Here is a 17859-nt window from a genome sequence, read left to right on the forward strand (position 1 = left end):
AAAATGGCAGCATTACCCTCAGTCTAGCAGGAGCGCGGGCTCCTCCATGATCGCGGCAACGTCGGCCATGAAGCGCGCGGACAGATCCCCGTCAACCACGCGGTGGTCAAAAGAGCCCCCAAGGGTGGTGATCCAGCGCGGGATGACTTCCCCGTCGAGCACCCACGGCTTTTGCTTGATGGTGCCAAAGGCCACAATCGCAACCTCTCCCGGGTTGATGATGGGCGTGCCGGTGTCGATGCCCAGCGCACCAATATTGGTGACCGTCAATGAGCCGCCCTGCATGTCCGCGGGTTGCGTCTTGCCCGCCCGGGCCGTGGTTGCCAAGGAGTTCAGCGCAACGGCCAGCTCCTTCAAGGACAGATTCTGGGCGTCCTTGATGTTCGGCACCATGAGTCCGCGCGGGGTTGCCGCAGCAATGCCGAGGTTCATGAAGTGCTTGATGATGATCTCGTCTCCTGTCCACGTGGCATTCACGGAAGGGTTCCGCGCAGCCGCCCAAATCACGGCCTTGGCCAGAATCAGCAGCGGCGAGACCTTGATGCCGTCAAAATCTCGTGAGACTTTCAGCCGCTTGACGAACTCCATGGTTCGGGAAGCGTCCACATCGACGAAGATGCTCACATGCGGAGCTGAGAAAGCACTCTCCACCATGGCCTTGGCCGTGGCCTTGCGCACACCTTTGACCTTGATGCGTTCCACCCGGGGGTCGTCGGCCAGACCGCTTCCCTTGGCGGGCGCCCAAAAGGTACCGGCGCCGTCCTGCTCGGCCGTGCGCTGGTCCTGGTAACTGAGCAGGTCCTTTTTGGTCACTTCCCCGCGCACGCCCGTCGCCGAGACGTCGTTCAGGTCAATGCCCAAGTCCTTGGCGGCCTTGCGCACCGGCGGCTTGGCCAGCACGTGGGTGGGCTTTGCCAAGGGGGGTGCCACCGCGGCCAGGGCCTGAACCGGAACAACTTGGCCAGGAGCCGCTCGGTTCGAAGCACCCTGGGCGGGAACAGCGGAAGCCGAGCCAAGACGCGGGCGGCGCTTGACAGCGTCGGCCTTGGGTCCGGAACCCACCAGCGGCTTCATGACTTCCGTTTCAGGTGCTGCAGCTGCGGGATCTGCGGCGTCGGCGGGTGCAGCGGGTGCGGCTGCCCCGGCCACTGCCGAAATTTCAGAGCCAATGGCAATAATGGGGGTGCCCACGTCCACCGTCTCGCCCTCGGCCACCATCAGCTGGGCCACCATTCCTGCGTGCGGAGAAGGCAGCTCAACGATGGACTTGGCTGTTTCAATCTCCACGATCACGTCGTTGATGGCAACAATGTCGCCCAGCTTGACCTTCCACGAGACTATTTCAGCCTCGGTCAGGCCTTCGCCGACATCGGGCAAATTGAACAGGAAAAGGTTCGACATGGTGCGGCCTTCCTAGTATGCGAAGGCGCGGTCCAACGCCTCCAGCATGCGGTCGATGTCCGGCAGGTAGTGCTCTTCAACGCGGGCCACCGGGTAGGGCATGTGGAAGCCGCCCACGCGGATGGCCGGGGCTTCAAGCGAATAAAAGCAGCGTTCGCTGATGCGGGAGGCAATTTCGCCTCCCATGCCACCGAAGGTGGGGGCTTCGTGGGCCACCACGAGCCGCCCGGTTTTGTTCACCGACGCCTCGAGTGCATCGAAGTCGATCGGGGAGATGGAGCGCAGGTCAATGACCTCGACGCTGTGCCCGTCCTCGGCTGCGGCATTGGCGGCGGCGAGGGCCACCGGCACCAGCGGACCGTAGGCGACCAGAGTTGCATCGCTGCCTTCGCGGACCACATGGGCCTTGAACGGGTCTCCGGGGGAGTTTTTCGTGTCCACTTCGCCCTTGAGCCAGTATCGGCGCTTGGGTTCAAAAACAATCACTGGGTCCATGCACTCGACGGCCTGTTGGATCATCCAGTAGGCGTCGTTGGCATTGGAAGGGCTGATGATGCGCAGGCCTGGGGTGTGGGCGAACAGTGCTTCGGGCGACTCCGAGTGGTGCTCAATGGAGCCGATACCCCCGCCATACGGAATCCGGATGACCACGGGAGCGCTGAGCTGGCCGTCGGAGCGGGTATGAATCTTTGCCAGCTGCGTGGTGATTTGGTTGAAGGCCGGGAACACGAAGCCGTCGAACTGGATCTCGCAAATGGGTCGGTGCCCGCGCAGGGCCATGCCAATGGCCGTGCCAATAATGCCGGACTCAGCCAGCGGCGTGTCCATGACCCGATGGCCACCAAATTCCTTCTTCAGCCCCTCGGTGACGCGATACACGCCGCCGAGCGAACCAATGTCTTCACCCATCAGGAAACTCTTGGGGTCGTTCGCCAAGGTGGCGCGCAGGCCTTCATTGATGGCCTTGGCAATGGTCATGGTGCTCATGCTGCACCGCCCTGGGGTGTGGAAGCCTGCGTCGTGGAAGGTTGTGTCGTGGCATCGGCAAACGACGCCTCGTAATTTTCAAACCAAGCCAGCTCTTCAGCGACCAAAGGGTGGGCCTGGGCGTAAACGGTGGCGAACTTTTGGCGAATGTCGGCTCCACCCAGCGCCAGCGTGGCCTTGCGCACATGCGCAGCCAGCTCGTCGCCGTCGTTCTTCACTTGTTCAAAGAAGGCGTCATCGGCAAGGCCCTCACCGCGCAGGTAGGTTTCAAGGCGCAGCAGCGGGTCCTTGGCCTTCCAGAGTTCCTCTTCAGCCATCATCCTGTACTTGGTGGGGTCATCTGCCGTGGTGTGTGCGCCCACCCGATAGGTGGAGGCCTCAATCATGACGGGGCCGAGGCCGCTGCGGGCATGGTCGAGGGCCCACTTGGACACCGCGTAAACGGCCAGGACGTCGTTGCCGTCAACGCGGATGCCGGGAATGCCATACCCGCCGGCACGGTTCACCAGCGGGACCTTGGACTGCACCTCGAAGGGCACCGAGATGGCCCAATTATTGTTCTGGCAGAAGAACACGACCGGAGCGTCGTAGGATGCGGCGAAGACCATCGACTCATGGACGTCGCCCTCGCTGCTCGCGCCGTCGCCAAAGTACGCTGTGACGGCGGCAGGCTCGGTGGAGGGATCAGCCGCGATGTCGCGGGAAATTCCCATCGCATACCCGACGGCGTGCGGCACCTGGGCCGCCAGCACGAGCGTGTACAGGTGGAAATTCTTCTCCCGGGGGTCCCATCCGCCATTGGATTCGCCGCGAAAGAGCTTGAGCAGGTCGGCCAGGTCCACGCCGCGCGTTAGCGCCACGCCATGTTCGCGGTAGGTGGGAAACGCATAGTCGGCCTTGTTCATGGCCCGCCCGGAACCGATCTGGGCAGCTTCCTGACCAACAACCGGCACCCACAAGGCCAGCTCGCCCTGGCGCTGAAGCGCGGTTGCTTCTGTGTCAAAGCGGCGCACAGTGGCCATGTCCCGGTAGAAGCCACGCAGGTCTTCCGCGTCCAGTGCTTCTACGTAAGGACTGAACGTTGCGTCGTGGCGGGATTCTCCGCGCTCGTCAAGGAGCTGGACCGCGTCCTGCGGCCCCACGGCCGTACTGCGCAAAACACCTGCAGACTCCCCCGCCGGAGGGTGCGTCGATACATCCGGGCTCGCGGCATCCGAGCTCGTGCGGACTGTCCCTGCAGCAGCTTCTTGGGGGGTGCCCATGCTGTCTCCTCGTCTGCCGAATTCCAGAGGCAAACTGCCCCTGTCCCGACTCGTGGGTGCCGATATATGTCCCTTCGGGAATTCATTCCCCGTGGTGTATATATATACGTTTTCGATTTACAACTGTATCGGTACAGGCTGGTAAACCACGCCTTTGTTAACCGCTAGGAACGTCGTGGCGCTTTTGTATAGGAGGCACAGATTTCAAGGAATCGGGTGTTGGCTTCGATTTCGCCGATGCTGACCCTGACGCCTTCGTCGCCGAAGGCCCGCACCGACAATGCCTGGCTTTGGGCCAGTGCCGCAAACTCTTGGCTGTTGGCGCCAAGTTCCAGCCACACGAAGTTCCCTTGGGCATCAGGGACATGCCATCCAAGCGCCGAGAGCCCGGCCATAACCCGGTCGCGCTCATCCACAAGACTTTGTACTCTTTCCACAACTTGCTTGTAGTTCTCCAACGACGCGACGGCAGCTTGCTCGGCAATCCCGGAGACGGCAAAGGGTGCGGCCGCAGCCCTGAGGTATAGGGTGACACTTGGCTGGGAAATGGAGTAACCCACCCGCAGCCCGGCAAGGCCATGGGCCTTGGAAAATGTCCGGAGCACCAAGACATTGGGGTATTTGCGGTAGAGGGCAAGGCCGTCGACCGCCTGGTCTGCCCGGACGAATTCCTCATAGGCCTCATCGACAACAATCGCCACGTTTGTGGGGATGCTGCGGATAAAGTCCTCAGTCTCCTGCACGCGCAGTGCCGTTCCCGTGGGATTGTTGGGCGTGCACAGCAACACCACCTTGGTGTTTTTCGTAACGGCTGCTGCCATGGCATCCAAGTCGTGGCTCCCATCGGCGCACACGGGGACCTGAACACTCTTGGCTCCCGCCAGCCCCACGCAGATGGGGTAGGCCTCAAAGGAACGCCAGGCGTAAACCACCTCGTCTTGGATGCCGTCGCTGTTTTGTCCAGAGAAGGCAGCGAGGATCTGGTTCAAGGCCCCGAGACTGCCGGCACCTGTGACGATGTCGTCGGCGGGGACGTCGAGAAAGGCAGCCAATGCGTTGCGCAAAAGCGTGCAACTTGTGTCCGGGTACCGGTGCACATCATGTGCCGTACGGAGTACATCCAGCACGGCCGGCACCGGCCCCAGCGGATTTTCGTTGGAGGAAAGCTTGAAACTTTCCAGTCCGGGCACGGCTTCCGGCGGTTTGCCCGCAGCGTATTTGGGAAGCAGGCCCACCACGGGCCGCGGTTGCACGCCGGATTGTGCTGTCCTGTTTGTCTCGGTCATGTCTCAAGCTTAAGCCAGCCTGGGCCGGGGAGGTATTTTGGGGTCGGACTGTGGAACGATGGACGCATGCGCCGATTCGTAATTCACATCGTCATAAACGCCCTTGCCCTGTGGCTGGCAAGCTGGGTTCTGCCCGGCCTGCAGATCGCCTCGACCTCGATTGTGGGCAGTGACGTGGCGGGAGTTGGCGGAACCGCCAACACCATCAACGTAGTGTTGGCTTATCTGTTCATCGGCCTTGTTTTTGGTTTGGTCAATGCTGTCGTCAAGCCCATTGTGAAGCTTTTGTCGTTGCCGGTGACCATCCTGACACTTGGCCTGTTCACGATCATTATCAACGCGGCCATGTTGTGGTTGACAGCATGGGTCAGCACTTTCACCCCCATCCAGTTCACGATTGACGATTTTTTCTGGACTGCCATCCTTGCGGCCCTGATCATCAGCTTTGTCTCCATGCTGACGAGCACTCTGGGCAAATCGACGTCACGCCGGTAACCGGCCCTCGACAAATAGCCTTCTCCACACCCGGCCCTTTGATCGCGTTTAGGTGTGTCCGGCCAGTCAACGCGCCCCCGGCGCGTAGTCCTTGCCCTTCCCAGGGACGGGATGCGTGACGACGGGCCGGTCCTTCGTGGACTTGTTCCGGGAGTCCCGACCCTGATAGACAAATTTGGTTCCCTTCACCATGGCTCCGGCGCCCACTCCGGCTCCAAGCAGGTTTCGCAGGGCTTCACGGGAGGCCTGCACGGCAGGATCGGCACTTGAGTCGAGGCCTCCGGCATCTGCCATGTAGTTCTCCAACGAATGCGCCTCCTGCACGGCAGCCCCCACACCGCCTTCGGCAATGGGCGGCCGGTGTGAAGTCACAGTCACCCAGTTCTTGGATGCCGGCGGCGGCCCATAGTCCGCGGCGGTGACAACGTCATTGTCATTTTCCACATCAAGCACGGAAATTGTGGCAGGAACATTCGCGTTTTTCGCTGGTGCGCCCGCAATGACAATCATCTTGACGTTCACGCTCGCCAGAAATGCGGAATCAGCTGCCGCAGCAGCCGCGTGTATGCCGCCCCCGCTGTGCCCCGTCAAGACCACCTCCTCGCCCGGCAGCGCACCCGAGGATTCAAGTGCTGCCTTGATAAACTCCTGCACCAGGACCTGCTCCTGCGTGAAGTGCTCTTTCCAGGCCGCCGTCAGTCCCTCCAAATTGCCTTCCATGTCGAAGGGGTTTGCGCTGTCTATCGTGGACCAGTCCTCTGTTCCAGGTAAATGCACCACCCATGAAACCTGCCCGTCCGGGCGCACAATCCGCACCACAGCAATGGAGCCGGGCGGATACCCGTAGGCGTCTTGGCTGCCGGCAAGCATGCCGCGGATGCTGGCCTCCATCTCCCAGGGGTCTCCTGCCGACGGATCGACGATCGCATGGCCCGGCGGCAATTGCTTTGCCGCGGTGTCCCATTCCCTGGCAGGCACCTGTCGGATGGCCAGATTCCCACTCCGAGCCAATCCTGCGGTATCGAAGAATTTGCGAAGCGCATATGCGGGCCTCGCCCCTGCCGACCCTGCATCCTGCCGGCGCAGCTGGGACAGCAGGTACGCAAAGCCAACTCCGGAGCCCAACGCCCCGGCAACAGCGGCCACTCCGTTGTTAAGGAGACGCTCCATGGCATCACGCAGCCCCTCCCGCCTGACCCTTTCCAGTTCCGTGGCGAGGCCTGCAGCCAAGGTCCAAGGAGCCAAGAGCGCCAAGTCCCTTGTGTTCCGGCCCTTCATCATGGCGGCAATGCGCCCCGTCAGTGCTGCCGCGTCGGCGGCCCGCGTCTCCGTGGCTGCATAGTTCGCACTGGCCTGCAGCGCCCTCCCAGCCAGCCTTGCGGTGTCCGCTCGTGCGCCTTTGCATGACCACAGCGCGTTCTGCATGTCTTCCAGGGGTCCGTAGGGAAAGACCGACGCGCCCTGGGCCGCGTCGCCCAGCCACAACCATTCCGCTTGCAGCCTGTCCACCAGCGGATCCATGTGCTGGGCCAAGCTGGCCAAACCAACCCCTGCTTCGGTTATCTCGGCCAAAGTGTAGCTGATGGATCCAACACCGCCTTCAACGGAAAACGAGGTTCCGTCCCCTGCTTCGTGTGCCATGTGCCCGGTCCCCTTCCATACTGTTCCGGCGTCCCAACTCGGCCGACACCCACAAACTGTCACCTAGAATCCGGAGCCCCAGTCCGGCCCGAACCCCTGGCCAAACCGCGGCCCAAATTCAGCCCCGCTTCCAGCACCTTGCGGCAAGTTCGGGTTCCGGCAAGCAGACTCGGCAGACTCGGATTGCAGATAGACGCCGTAACTGCCCACGGAAGCACCCGCCGACTCCACCTTTCGAACTGCAAGGGCCAGGGCCGCATTGCAGGCAGACAGCGCCTCCCTAAATGCGAACGCGGCCGGGGAGCTCCAATCCATGGCACCCACGCCCCCCAGCTGCAGCCGCAAGGCATCAATGTCCCGTGCTATGCCGACCAGCCGCTGCGCCACAACGGCAACGGCTTCAGCCGACGGCCCGGCCTGGCCCGCGACTCCGCCCAGCTCGGCAGGTCCCCCCGAGCCCACTGCCGGCCACCATGGGTTGCTCATCGAATCCCCCTTATGGACTTCTTGACACAAGCATAGGAAGGTCCCTTTTGCCGCGCCACAGTCCGTCGACATTGTGTGGAAGACCCGTCCGCCAGCCTTCGCTGTGGAGGAATTGGCGGTTCATGAAAGAATTGGCCCATGTCTGAATCCACGCATTCCACTTCCCGCATCCCCTCCGGCCGCGTCTCCCTGGCCGCTTCCTCCGAGCATATTGCCTTGGGGCCCCTCGACGGCCGCTATTCCGGTGCCGTTGCACCGTTGGTGGACTATCTCTCAGAGGCGGCATTGAACCGTGACCGTGTTGGCGTGGAAGTTGAGTGGTTCATTCACCTGACAAGCAACAACACCCTGCCAGGCACCGAGCCCTTGACAGCGGAACAGCAGGGCGGGCTGCGCGCCATTGTGAGCGAATTTGATGCAGCTTCCGTGCAGGAACTGGCCGCCATTGAAAAAGTCACGGTGCACGATGTGAAGGCTGTGGAGTACTTCATCGGCAACCGCCTCGCCGCCTTGGGCTTGGACCACTTGAAGCCGCTTGTCCACTTCGGCTGCACCAGTGAAGACATCAACAACCTCTCCTACGCAGTTGGCATCAAGGGCGCAGTGGAGGATGTGTGGCTGCCCGCAGCCCGCACCCTCGTGGAAAAGATTGCGGCCATGGCCGAAGAAAATCGCGCCGTTCCGATGCTTTCGCGCACCCATGGCCAGCCTGCCACCCCCACAACCCTGGGCAAGGAGCTGGCCGTCACGGCCCACCGCCTGACCCGCCAGCTGGACCGCGTCGCCAAGACCGAATTCTTGGGCAAGATCAACGGCGCCACCGGCACCTACGCTGCACACTACGCCTCCGTCCCCGCCGCAGACTGGCAAGACGTTGCCAAGGACTTCGTGGAGTCGCTGGGCCTGAGCTGGAACCCGCTGACCACGCAGATTGAATCCCACGACTGGCAGGCCGAGCTCTACGCAGACATGGCCCGTTTCAACCGGATTCTGCACAACCTCTGCACGGACGTGTGGAGCTACATTTCCATCGGCTACTTCACCCAGGTCCCGGTTCCGGGCGCCACCGGTTCCTCCACCATGCCCCACAAGGTCAACCCGATCCGCTTCGAAAACGCCGAGGCCAACCTGGAGATCTCCAACGCCCTGCTGGACACCCTGGCCGCAACCCTCGTGACAAGCCGCTGGCAGCGCGACCTCACCGACTCCTCCAGCCAGCGCAACATCGGCGTCGCCTTTGGCCACTCCCTGCTGGCCATCAGCAACGTGCTGGGCGGCTTGGGCCGGCTGGACACCGCCGAGGCCGTGCTTGCCGACGACCTGGACCACAACTGGGAAGTCCTCGCCGAAGCCATCCAGATGGTCATGCGAGCCGAAGCCATCGCCGGCGTTCCTGGCATGGCAGACCCGTACGAACGCCTGAAGGACCTGACGCGTGGCCACCGCGTGGACGCCGCGCGCATGCAGGAGTTTGTCTCCGGCCTGGGCTTGTCCGAGGACGCCCAGGCACGCCTGCTGGACCTCACCCCGGGCAAGTACATCGGCATCGCCGAGTCCCTGGTGGACCACTTGAAGAAGTAGTCTGCGCACACAGTTCGACGGCGGCACCGACCTTGCGTTTTAGGCGCATCGGGGGTGCCGCTGCTTTTGGCCCGGCCTCACCACATTCAGTACCGCCAGTCCAGCCCATCCAGCCGGTCCGTCTCGTCCTCAAACCGTCGCGACAACGCGTGCTTGCGCCAAATCCACAATTCGCACGGCTGGGTAGATCCCTTTCTTACACCACGACAAGGTGGCGCTCCCTCGGGAATGCCGCAATCAGGACAGCGTGGCACCTCCCAGATACCCTCGTCTGTCACAACTCCCCATTGGAGAAGGTGCGCATCACTATGGATGCCCAACTGCCCCAACCTGGCGCCGATACCGGTGGCGCGCGGCGCGTTGCTGTCACGGAAAATCCTGGTCATGGCGAAGCCTACGGGCTCCAACATGGGCACCGCGCGCACCAAGAAACACACCAGGCATTCGTTGTAATGCGGGGTCATGAGGTAACTCGTCAACCGCCTAAACTGCAGATCCATCTCGGCTTCTGCGGCTCCGACTTCGTCAGGGCCACTAAAATCATCCATGGGCTTTCCTTTCCATGGAACAAGAATGACAACGCTCGGGCACCGGCAAAAGGGGACGCCACCGTATTGTGGAGCACCCGACGCGTTCCCCCGGTTGTGGGGGAACGGGCACGGCCAGTCACTGTGCCTGGGACGCCTGGAACTTTTCGATCCGCGCCAATGCCTCCCGGACGGCGTCGTACCCGGCGGCGAAGCTCAGGCGAACCGCCGCGCCGCCGCCGATACCGTCAAAATCGGTGCCCGGAACCAGCGCCACACCCGCATTTTCAAGCAGCGCCGCACAGTATTCCACCGAGTCCGCAAAGCCTGCCAGCGCAGGGCCCAGATTGGCGTAGAAGTAGAACGCACCGTCAGCCGGGGCGGCGTCCACCCACCCCAGGTCGGCCGCCTTGCCGAGGACGTAGTCGCGAGTGCGGGAAAACTCCGCGACCGCAGCATCGGCCTGCGCATAGGATTCCTCGCTGAACGCCTCAACTGCGGCGATTTGGGCCGGAGCCGGCGGGCACAGCGCCACATTGCCGCCCAGTGCTTCAACGGCTTGGGCCAGGTCCTCGGGCACGATCGCCCAGCCAAGACGCCACCCCGTCATCCCCCAGTATTTGGAAAAACTTGAAATCACGACGCCCGAGCGGTCGAGTTCCCAGGCACACACTCCGCGCGGATCGGCTGAGCCGGCATCCGGGTAGGTCACGCCGTGGTAAATTTCGTCGCTCACCAAGCGCACCCCTTCCCCGACGCACCAGTTTGTCAGGGCCGCAAGTTCGTCCCTGGAGATCATCGTGCCGGTGGGATTGGCGGGCGAAGCCAGGACCAGGCCGGCCAGCGGACCGTGCTCGGCAACGGCGTCCGCCAACATGCCCGGGGTGGGCTGGAAACGGGTGTCGGCTCCGGCGTCGAGCTCAATGACCTCAATGCCCAGCGCCGTCAGGATGTTTTTGTAGGCCGGGTAGCCTGGCCGGGCCAGCGCCACTTTGTCGCCGGGGTTGAACGCAGCCAGAAAGACCAGCATGAAGGCCCCGGATGAACCCGTGGTGACGGCAACGTTCTGCGCCGGCACCTCGATCCCGTACCAGCGCTTGTAGTGTCCGGCGATGGCACGGCGGAGTTCAGCCAGTCCCAGCGCCGGCGTGTACGTCAGCGCGGCGCCTGAAGCATGAAGTGCAGCAGCCCGGGTCGAAACGCCGCTGGGCGCACCTCCGCCGGGCTCGCCCGCGCACAAGGAAATGACGTCGCGGCCTTCGACGCGTAGCTCCGCCACGCGTCGCAGGATGTCCATGACGGCAAACGGCTGTACGTTCGCGCGGCTGGCTACGGTGAGAGGTTTGCGCATGGGGACTCCTTGGCAAATGCTGTTTGCACATCGCGTGCGGCTGATACGGGCCAAACTCCAGCTTCCCACACGCCGTTGCCCCTACGCTTGGGGGGTGAGTGAATACATCGAAGGCAGTTTGCAGGAATTGGTCCAGCCCATCATTTTGCTTGTCGACAGGGAGGACCCGGCCAGCGAACAACACGGCATTGCCGCCGCAGCGCTGGCCTCGGTCCAGGCGTTCCTGCGCGCACCGGACAACCCCGATTGGCGGCAGTGGTCGGCGGGGGCCTTTGCCAAGTCCGTCCGGCGGGCCGACGCGAAAATGTTTGCCAAGGTCCTGGCCGCTTTCCCTGAGCATGTGCTCTCCACCGTGGGCGAAGCGAGCGCCATTGGCCTGCCTCCCATGCCCGCGGCCGCTTTGCCCAAGCTGCTGGCGAAATTGCAGGTTTCAGGCACCACGCTGCCCATTGGCGAGCCCTTGCCGCCGCAGTCCCCGAGCATTGTGCTCAACGCCTCCTTGAACATGTCCACCGGCAAGGCCGCAGCGCAGGCCGCCCACGCCCTTTTCGCGTGGCTGCTGGAGTCCAAGCCAGCCACGGTTGAGGCGTGGGCAGCGGACGGGTTCCCCCTGGGCGTTCTCGAGCTGCCGGCCAAGGAGTTCCGCAAGGGTGCCCGCAAGTCCGCCGGACCGGTCATCCGGGACGCAGGTCGCACCGAAATTGAGCCCGGCTCCACCACTGCCTATGTGGAGGTTGCGAAGGTGGCCGGACGAAGGTGGCTGCAGCGCAGGTGGCCGGACGAAGGTGGCTGCAGCGCAGGTGAAGTAAGCTGCCAGGCCGCCGGCGAACCTGGGCCGCCAGCGAGAGCGGGCCAGGCGACCTCTTCCTCAGGGCTGGGGCCCGTCGCTTGGCGCAACCAAACCACCGCTTAACCCAAGAACGACGCCGGAACCTGGGCCCCGGCGTCGTTCTTCAGTTTTGTATTGCTCAATGTTGCTTCGCTCAGAGCTGCTTCGCTGGGTGCGGCTTTACTCGGCAGCCGCGAGCTGGCCGCAGGCGCCGTCAATTTCCTTGCCACGGGTGTCGCGCAGTGTGGTGGGCACACCGTTTTCAATCAACGTGTCAATGAATTCCTGCATGACTTCCGGCTCCGAGGATGTCCAGATGGATCCGGGAGTGGGGTTCAACGGAATCGGATTCACATGGACCCAGCCGCGGCCGCGCGCATTGAGTTTCTTGGCCAGCAGCTCGGCACGCCACGGGTGGTCGTTCATGTCCTTGATCAGCGCGTACTCGATGGACACGCGGCGTCCGGTCACCTTGTAGTAGTTGTACGCAGCGTCGAGGGCCGCGTCGACTTTCCACTTGTCGTTGACGGGAATCAGTTCATCGCGCAGCTCGTCGTCCGGGGCGTGCAATGACAGCGCAAACGTGATGGCGACGCCTTCCTCGGCCAGCTTGTTGATGGCCGGGACAAGACCCACCGTGGAAAGCGTGATGCCGCGAGCGGACATGCCCAGACCCTCTGGAGCCTCGGCCACCATGCGGTGCACGGCGTTCATGACGCGCTTGTAGTTGGCCAGCGGCTCGCCCATGCCCATGAAAACAATGTTGGTGACCCGCTCGGCGTCGTGCCCTCCGTCGCGGCGCAGATTGCCTAGGCCGCCCTCGGCGATGACCCGGTTGGCCTGGACAATCTGGTCCAGGATCTCCGCAGCGGACATGTTGCGGGTCAGACCGGCTTGGCCCGTGGCACAGAAGGGGCAGTTCATGCCGCAGCCGCACTGGCTGGACACGCACAGGGTCACGCGTCCGGGGTAGCGCATGAGGACGGACTCCACGAGCGAGCCGTCAAAGAGCCGCCACAGGAACTTCACGGTGTCGCCGTTGTCGGTGGACAGTCGCTTGACCTCGGTCAGCAGCTTGGGAAACATGGTCTCCACAATCTCGGCGCGGCGATCCTTGGGAAGGTCGCTCATTTGCTCGGGATCGGTGGTGTAGTGCTGGAAGTAGTGCACGGAGAGCTGCTTGGCCCGGAACGCGGGCAGGCCCATTTCCTTGAATTTCGCCTCACGCTCGGGCAGGGTCATGTCAGCCAGGTGCATCGGGGGCTGAGACACGCGCGGGGACTTGAACTGCAGCAGTGGGCGCCCGCCCGGATCCTTGGCCTGCTTCCAGCCCTCGGTGGCAGGCATGACCTGCGCCGGACGGCGAACCGTTCGCGTCTTGGAGGCAGTCTCGGCGGATGCGCCGTCGACGGGGCTGGGGGTGTTTTTGGGGGAAGTCATCCTTTCTATTGTCTCCTACGGACCCCCTGCTGTCTCGTATTGGCCGCCAAGATCACATTCGAACGGTTTTGGTCAGCTGCGCGGAATATTGCGCAAGTTGCTCCGGGCCATGCTGACCACTTCTCCGGCACCCTTGTTCAGGACCACCTTGGACATGGCCGTGGCAAAGCCAAGAACCTGGCTCCCAGAGATCTTGGGCGGGATGGACAGGGCCTGCGGATCGGTTGTCAGCTCCACCAACGATGGCCCTTCGTGGGCAAAAGCGGCCCGGTACGCGTCCGCGATATCGGCGGGATCGCTCACCCGGACCGAGTGGAAGCCCAGCGCCGTGGCCACGGCTGCGTAGTTCACATCCGGCACGTCAACACCAAAGTCGGCCAGCCCGTCAACCAACATTTCCAGTTTCACCATGCCCAGGGTGGAGTTGTTGAACACGATCACGTTGACAGGCAGCTGTTGGGCGGCTGCCGTGATGAGCTCACCCAGCAGCATCGACAACCCGCCGTCGCCGGAAACGGAGATGACCTGCCGCCCAGGGTGGGATGCCTGCGCACCGATGGCCTGCGGCAGCGCGTTGGCCATGGAACCGTGGAGGTAGGAACCGATCAGACGGCGGGTTCCCAGCGGGTTGATGTAGCGGGCTGTCCATACATTGCACATGCCGGTGTCAGCTGTGAAAATTGCGTCGTCCGCCGCAATTTCATCCAGCAGCGAGGCGGCATATTCGGGATGGATGGGCATCAGCTTCTCAGCCTTGCGGGTGTACGCACCGACTGCTTTGTTCATGAGCCGATCATGCTTTTTCAGCATTTGATCCAGAAACTTGCTGCTCTTTTTGGCAGCCACAAGAGGCGTCAACGCCTGCAATGTAGGCAACACGTCTCCGTGCACTGCTACGTCTACGTTGGTACGCCGGCCCAAGTGCTGGGGTGCGCGATCCACCTGGGCAGTGCGAGTGTCAGGCAGGAATTGGTCATAGGGAAAGTCCGTGCCCAACAGGATCAGCAAGTCCGCGTCCGCGATGCCTTCCGCCGCGGCACCGTAGCCCAGCAATCCAGTCATGCCGATGTCATAGGGGTTGTTGTATTGGATGAAGTCTTTTCCACGCAGGCTGTGTCCAATCGGCGCATTGACAAGTTTGGCAAACGCCACGACTTCGTCATGGGCGCCCTGCACGCCGGCGCCAGCAAAGATGGCCACCTTGTCCGCTTGATTGATGGCCTCCGCCAGTTCCGCCACGCTCTCCGGTGCGGGGGTCAGCGTTGCCCGGGTGAACGGGGTCCATTGCGGCGTTGGCGCGCTGACCTGAAGGCTGGCGATGTCGCCGGGCAGCGTCACGACGGCCACCCCATTCAGCCCCAACGCATGCGAGATGGCGCTGTGCATAACCCTGGGGGCCTGCTCTGCCGTGCTGACCAGCTCCGAATACACCGAGCACTCTTGGAAGATTCTGTCTGGATGGGTTTCCTGAAAGAACTCACTGCCGATCTGCTTGCTCGGGAGGTGGGACGCGATGGCCAGCACCGGTGCGCCGGTGCGGTTGGCGTCGTACAGTCCGTTCATGAGGTGCAGGTTGCCTGGCCCGCACGAGCCTGCGCACACGGCCAGCTTCCCGGTCAGCTGCGCCTCGGCACCGGCCGCAAACGCTGCAGCTTCCTCATGCCGGACGTGAATCCAGTCAATGCCGCCCCTGACCGAGCCTCCGGTCTTCCGCACCGCATCCACCAGCGGATTCAGGCTGTCCCCCACAATCCCGTAAATGCGCTGCACTCCGGCAGATTGCAATTGTTCAATGAGTTGGGTGGCAAGTTCCTTGGCCATGTATGAGCCTTCCTGCTGCGGGTGAGTGCTTCAAGTGGATACTGGCCAATATAGCCTCCCCGGCACGCGGCTTCGCTCCGCGCGGAAGGGCCGCATCTCTGCGCTCGTTTGAGTGAAGTTAGAGCGCTCGTTTGATATAGTAGGACGAAGATCACGTCCCCAAAGGAGCGCCACCATGCCGCAACTCAATGCCGAGAGCCTCGCCCACCTGCCGGAGTCCGTTGCCGTCCCCACCTATGACAGAGCCAAGGTCACCACCGGGATCGTGCACTTTGGCGTGGGCGGCTTCCACCGCGCCCACCAGGCCATGTACCTCGACCGGCTGATGAACGCCGGAAAAGCGCTCGACTGGGGGATTTGCGGGGTCGGCGTGTTGCCCCACGATGAGAAGATGGCCCAAGTCATGGCCGATCAGGACTGCCTGTACACCATGCTCCTGAAACACCCCGACGGTCGGCGCGAGGCCCGTGTGATCGGCTCCATCATTGAATACCTGTTCGCTCCGGCCGATCCGGAGGCCGTCATTGAAAAGATGGCCTCCGCTGAAACCCGCATTGTTTCGCTCACCGTCACCGAGGGCGGCTACAACTTCCACCACGTCACAGGAGACTTCAACGCCGAAAATCCGGACGTTGTCCACGACCTTGCACCCAACGCGGCCCCGCGCACGTCCTTCGGCCTCGTCACGGAGGCGCTTGCCCGCCGTCGTGCCCGCGGAATTGCCCCTTTCACCGTCATGTCCTGCGACAACATCCAAGGCAATGGCGACATGGCCAAGAAGATGTTCACGGCCTTTGCCCAGTTGCGGGACCCGCACCTTGCCGCGTGGATGCGCGAAAATGTGCCCTTCCCCAACTCCATGGTGGACCGGATCACCCCCGTCACCACGGATGCGGATCGCAGCGCCATCGCGAAGGAATTCGGCGTTGTCGACCAGTGGCCGGTGGTCTGCGAACCGTTCGAGCAGTGGGTTTTGGAGGACCATTTCACGCTGGGCCGCCCCCCTTGGGAAGACGCTGGCGTGCAGCTTGTCGACAACGTCGAACCCTATGAGCTCATGAAGCTACGCCTGCTCAACGCCAGCCACCAGGCCCAGTGCTACTTCGGCTCACTGGCCGGTTACACGTACGCGCACGAAGTCTGCCAAGACCCGCTTTTCGTGCAGTTCCTGCTGGACTACATGGACCTTGAGGGAACGCCCGCGCTCTCTCCCCTGCCCGGCGTCGACCTCCCGCTCTACAAGCGCACCCTCATTGAGCGGTTCGCCAACGAGCACGTCCGCGACACCCTCGCCCGCCTGTGCGCGGAGAGCTCCGACAGGATCCCCAAGTGGCTGGTTCCCGTCATTTGGATCAACCTGAAGAACGACGGCGAGATCGCCCGTTCCGCCGGAATCGTCGCCTCGTGGGCCCGATATGCCGAAGGGACGGACGAATCCGGGGCACCCATCGACGTGGTCGACGCCTTGCAGGCCCCGCTCATGGCCGCAGCAGCCCTGCAGCATGATGACAAGCTGGCGTTTCTGCGCAACCGCGAAGTCTTCGGCGACCTCGTGGACCACGCCCGCTTCACCGACTCCTACCTCCGCACCTTGAACACCCTGCACGAAAAGGGGTCCCGGGCAGCTGTCGAGGAGCTCGTGGCCCTGGGCCGGTAACTTCACACCTTCGTCCGGGACGTGGCAAACTGGCGACTGTTGGGGAAATTTCACCCACAGTCGCCAACTTGCCACGTCCTCGGCACCTAACTAGTTGAAGCGTCCGCGGGCTGCAGCAATGGCTGCCAGTATCCGCCGTTTCAGCAGCTCTGGCTTGCCTAGGTCACGCCACTCAACTCGAATGAACATCCAACCCTCCTCCATCAGCTCACGTTCCCGTTGCCGCTCTTCATAAATGGCCTCGTCGGTGCGCTTGTAGTTGAAGTATTTGGTTTTTCCGTCAAATTCCAACGCCAGCTTGATGTCACGCCAGGCACCGTCAACCCGGTAATTGTTTCCCGAACCCTGCAAGCACACTTGGTATTCCGGCTGGGGGATTTCCATGTCCGCCACCACCAGGCGCAGCCGGGTCTCACCAGCGGATTCAGAGCCCTTGTTCATGGCTGCCACCACCTGCCGCGCGGCCCTGACACCCCGGTGCCCGGCCATCCCATCCAACAACTGGAGCATGACATCAAGGCGTGCCCCACGGTGCAGCCCGGAATCCCCAATGATCACTGCAGTGGCAAAAGCCTCGGTCCGCGCACAGTCCACAACGGTTTGCTCCAGCGAAGTCACCCTCACCCGTCCACATTTTCCATGGGTGATGCGCCGGCGCAGCTCCGGCGCCAGCGTGCGGCGGTGCACACGTACACCCGGAACAGCACTGTCGCCTGCGAGCGCAGACTTCGCGTTCACATGGATTTCCGGGCTGCCGTTCCAAACATGGAGTCCCCACAGCCGAGCCGCACTGAGGTGGCTGTAAAGTGCCATTGCTTTCGTGGCCTGACAGTGTGCAAGCAGCCGCAGCATGTCCTTCTGGGAGGGATATTGGGTTTCCCAATCACTCCTGCGAATGTATACACCGTGCCGGAGACGGAAGAGTAGACCACACTGCACCCCCATGGTCAGACGCCGCGGCCCCAACCCGGACCTGGTGAGCTCAGCCGTGGTGGCGGAGGTCAGGCCCCCCGGCCAGTCCCGGTCAAGCCTTGCTGCCAGCGCTCGTATGTCCATGCCACAAGCCTTGTCCTGCCTGGGCGCGCATTCAAGGCC

At 62.9% G+C, this 17859-nt stretch carries 15 protein-coding genes; 4 read left to right on the forward strand and 11 right to left on the reverse strand.

The genetic code is table 11. The features are described from left to right. Window positions 1–18: 18 nt before the first annotated feature. From QMG25_RS01810 to QMG25_RS01825, 4 genes are all read right to left on the reverse strand, one after another. Window positions 19–1401 carry a dihydrolipoamide acetyltransferase family protein gene (locus tag QMG25_RS01810; protein ID WP_283456692.1) on the reverse strand — a complete coding sequence of 461 codons (1383 nt, stop codon included), beginning with the start codon at window positions 1399–1401 and terminating at the stop codon, window positions 19–21. Window positions 1402–1413: 12 nt separating this feature from the next. Then, on the reverse strand, window positions 1414–2388 hold the full coding sequence (locus tag QMG25_RS01815; RefSeq protein ID WP_283456694.1) for an alpha-ketoacid dehydrogenase subunit beta: 975 nt from the start codon (window positions 2386–2388) through the stop codon (window positions 1414–1416). Next, complete coding sequence (gene pdhA / locus QMG25_RS01820) at window positions 2385–3650, reverse strand: pyruvate dehydrogenase (acetyl-transferring) E1 component subunit alpha (RefSeq protein ID WP_283456696.1); 1266 nt, start codon at window positions 3648–3650, stop codon at window positions 2385–2387. Before pdhA ends, QMG25_RS01815 begins: the two co-directional genes overlap by 4 nt. A 164-nt stretch (window positions 3651–3814) precedes the next feature. Further along, on the reverse strand, window positions 3815–4936 hold the full coding sequence (locus QMG25_RS01825; protein WP_283456699.1) for a histidinol-phosphate transaminase: 1122 nt from the start codon (window positions 4934–4936) through the stop codon (window positions 3815–3817). A 66-nt stretch (window positions 4937–5002) separates the two neighbouring features. On the opposite strand from QMG25_RS01825, the gene QMG25_RS01830 reads away from it, so the two are divergent. Continuing rightward, the gene (locus QMG25_RS01830; RefSeq protein WP_283456701.1) at window positions 5003–5431 is read left to right on the forward strand and encodes a phage holin family protein; all 429 of its coding nucleotides are present in this window, start codon (window positions 5003–5005) and stop codon (window positions 5429–5431) included. Window positions 5432–5497: 66 nt separating this feature from the next. On the opposite strand, the gene QMG25_RS01835 is transcribed toward QMG25_RS01830, so the two are convergent. Next, window positions 5498–7072, reverse strand: a complete 1575-nt coding sequence (locus QMG25_RS01835) for a hypothetical protein (protein WP_283456704.1) — start codon at window positions 7070–7072, stop codon at window positions 5498–5500. A 63-nt stretch (window positions 7073–7135) separates the two neighbouring features. Continuing rightward, the gene (locus QMG25_RS01840; protein WP_283456705.1) at window positions 7136–7558 is read right to left on the reverse strand and encodes a hypothetical protein; all 423 of its coding nucleotides are present in this window, start codon (window positions 7556–7558) and stop codon (window positions 7136–7138) included. Window positions 7559–7696: 138 nt separating this feature from the next. Between QMG25_RS01840 and purB the strand changes: the two genes are divergently transcribed. Beyond that, window positions 7697–9139 (forward strand): adenylosuccinate lyase, encoded by a 1443-nt coding sequence (purB, locus tag QMG25_RS01845; protein ID WP_283456707.1) that lies wholly within the window; start codon window positions 7697–7699, stop codon window positions 9137–9139. Window positions 9140–9225: 86 nt separating this feature from the next. Here the strand turns inward: purB and QMG25_RS01850 are convergent, their stop codons facing one another. Then, on the reverse strand, window positions 9226–9687 hold the full coding sequence (locus tag QMG25_RS01850; protein WP_283456709.1) for a hypothetical protein: 462 nt from the start codon (window positions 9685–9687) through the stop codon (window positions 9226–9228). A gap of 118 nt (window positions 9688–9805) precedes the next feature. Beyond that, window positions 9806–11017, reverse strand: coding sequence for an aminotransferase class I/II-fold pyridoxal phosphate-dependent enzyme (locus QMG25_RS01855; protein WP_283456711.1), 1212 nt, complete (start codon window positions 11015–11017; stop codon window positions 9806–9808). Between the two features lie 94 nt (window positions 11018–11111). Here QMG25_RS01855 and QMG25_RS01860 point away from each other — a divergent pair, with 94 nt between their 5' ends. Continuing rightward, window positions 11112–11930 (forward strand): peptidyl-tRNA hydrolase, encoded by an 819-nt coding sequence (locus QMG25_RS01860; protein WP_283456712.1) that lies wholly within the window; start codon window positions 11112–11114, stop codon window positions 11928–11930. Between the two features lie 96 nt (window positions 11931–12026). Here QMG25_RS01860 and rlmN read toward each other — a convergent pair whose 3' ends face one another. Beyond that, window positions 12027–13286 carry a dual-specificity RNA methyltransferase RlmN gene (rlmN, locus tag QMG25_RS01865; protein WP_502866325.1) on the reverse strand — a complete coding sequence of 420 codons (1260 nt, stop codon included), beginning with the start codon at window positions 13284–13286 and terminating at the stop codon, window positions 12027–12029. Between the two features lie 72 nt (window positions 13287–13358). Continuing rightward, entirely contained in the window at window positions 13359–15107 is a 1749-nt protein-coding gene (locus QMG25_RS01870; RefSeq protein ID WP_283456714.1) for a pyruvate dehydrogenase, read from the reverse strand. 175 nt (window positions 15108–15282) lie between these two features. Here QMG25_RS01870 and QMG25_RS01875 point away from each other — a divergent pair, with 175 nt between their 5' ends. Further along, window positions 15283–16764, forward strand: coding sequence for a mannitol dehydrogenase family protein (locus tag QMG25_RS01875; RefSeq protein ID WP_283456716.1), 1482 nt, complete (start codon window positions 15283–15285; stop codon window positions 16762–16764). Window positions 16765–16854: 90 nt separating this feature from the next. Here the strand turns inward: QMG25_RS01875 and QMG25_RS01880 are convergent, their stop codons facing one another. After that, entirely contained in the window at window positions 16855–17577 is a 723-nt protein-coding gene (locus tag QMG25_RS01880) for a hypothetical protein (RefSeq protein ID WP_283456718.1), read from the reverse strand. Window positions 17578–17859: the final 282 nt, after the last annotated feature.

This window comes from Arthrobacter sp. H35-D1, assembly GCF_030063185.1.
GTDB lineage: Bacteria > Actinomycetota > Actinomycetes > Actinomycetales > Micrococcaceae > Specibacter.

Excerpts from the sequence above, each read along its gene's own strand:
- QMG25_RS01810 (WP_283456692.1), bottom strand. The coding sequence starts at position 1,401 with ATGTCGAACCTTTTCCTGTTCAATTTGCCCGATGTCGGCGAAGGCCTG.
- QMG25_RS01815 (WP_283456694.1), bottom strand. The coding sequence starts at position 2,388 with ATGAGCACCATGACCATTGCCAAGGCCATCAATGAAGGCCTGCGCGCC.
- QMG25_RS01870 (WP_283456714.1), bottom strand. The coding sequence starts at position 15,107 with ATGGCCAAGGAACTTGCCACCCAACTCATTGAACAATTGCAATCTGCC.
- QMG25_RS01855 (WP_283456711.1), bottom strand. The coding sequence starts at position 11,017 with ATGCGCAAACCTCTCACCGTAGCCAGCCGCGCGAACGTACAGCCGTTT.
- pdhA (WP_283456696.1), bottom strand. The coding sequence starts at position 3,650 with ATGGGCACCCCCCAAGAAGCTGCTGCAGGGACAGTCCGCACGAGCTCG.
- purB (WP_283456707.1), top strand. The coding sequence starts at position 7,697 with ATGTCTGAATCCACGCATTCCACTTCCCGCATCCCCTCCGGCCGCGTC.
- QMG25_RS01835 (WP_283456704.1), bottom strand. The coding sequence starts at position 7,072 with ATGGCACACGAAGCAGGGGACGGAACCTCGTTTTCCGTTGAAGGCGGT.
- rlmN (WP_502866325.1), bottom strand. The coding sequence starts at position 13,286 with ATGACTTCCCCCAAAAACACCCCCAGCCCCGTCGACGGCGCATCCGCC.
- QMG25_RS01840 (WP_283456705.1), bottom strand. The coding sequence starts at position 7,558 with ATGAGCAACCCATGGTGGCCGGCAGTGGGCTCGGGGGGACCTGCCGAG.
- QMG25_RS01830 (WP_283456701.1), top strand. The coding sequence starts at position 5,003 with ATGCGCCGATTCGTAATTCACATCGTCATAAACGCCCTTGCCCTGTGG.
- QMG25_RS01825 (WP_283456699.1), bottom strand. The coding sequence starts at position 4,936 with ATGACCGAGACAAACAGGACAGCACAATCCGGCGTGCAACCGCGGCCC.
- QMG25_RS01880 (WP_283456718.1), bottom strand. The coding sequence starts at position 17,577 with ATGGCACTTTACAGCCACCTCAGTGCGGCTCGGCTGTGGGGACTCCAT.
- QMG25_RS01850 (WP_283456709.1), bottom strand. The coding sequence starts at position 9,687 with ATGGATGATTTTAGTGGCCCTGACGAAGTCGGAGCCGCAGAAGCCGAG.
- QMG25_RS01875 (WP_283456716.1), top strand. The coding sequence starts at position 15,283 with ATGCCGCAACTCAATGCCGAGAGCCTCGCCCACCTGCCGGAGTCCGTT.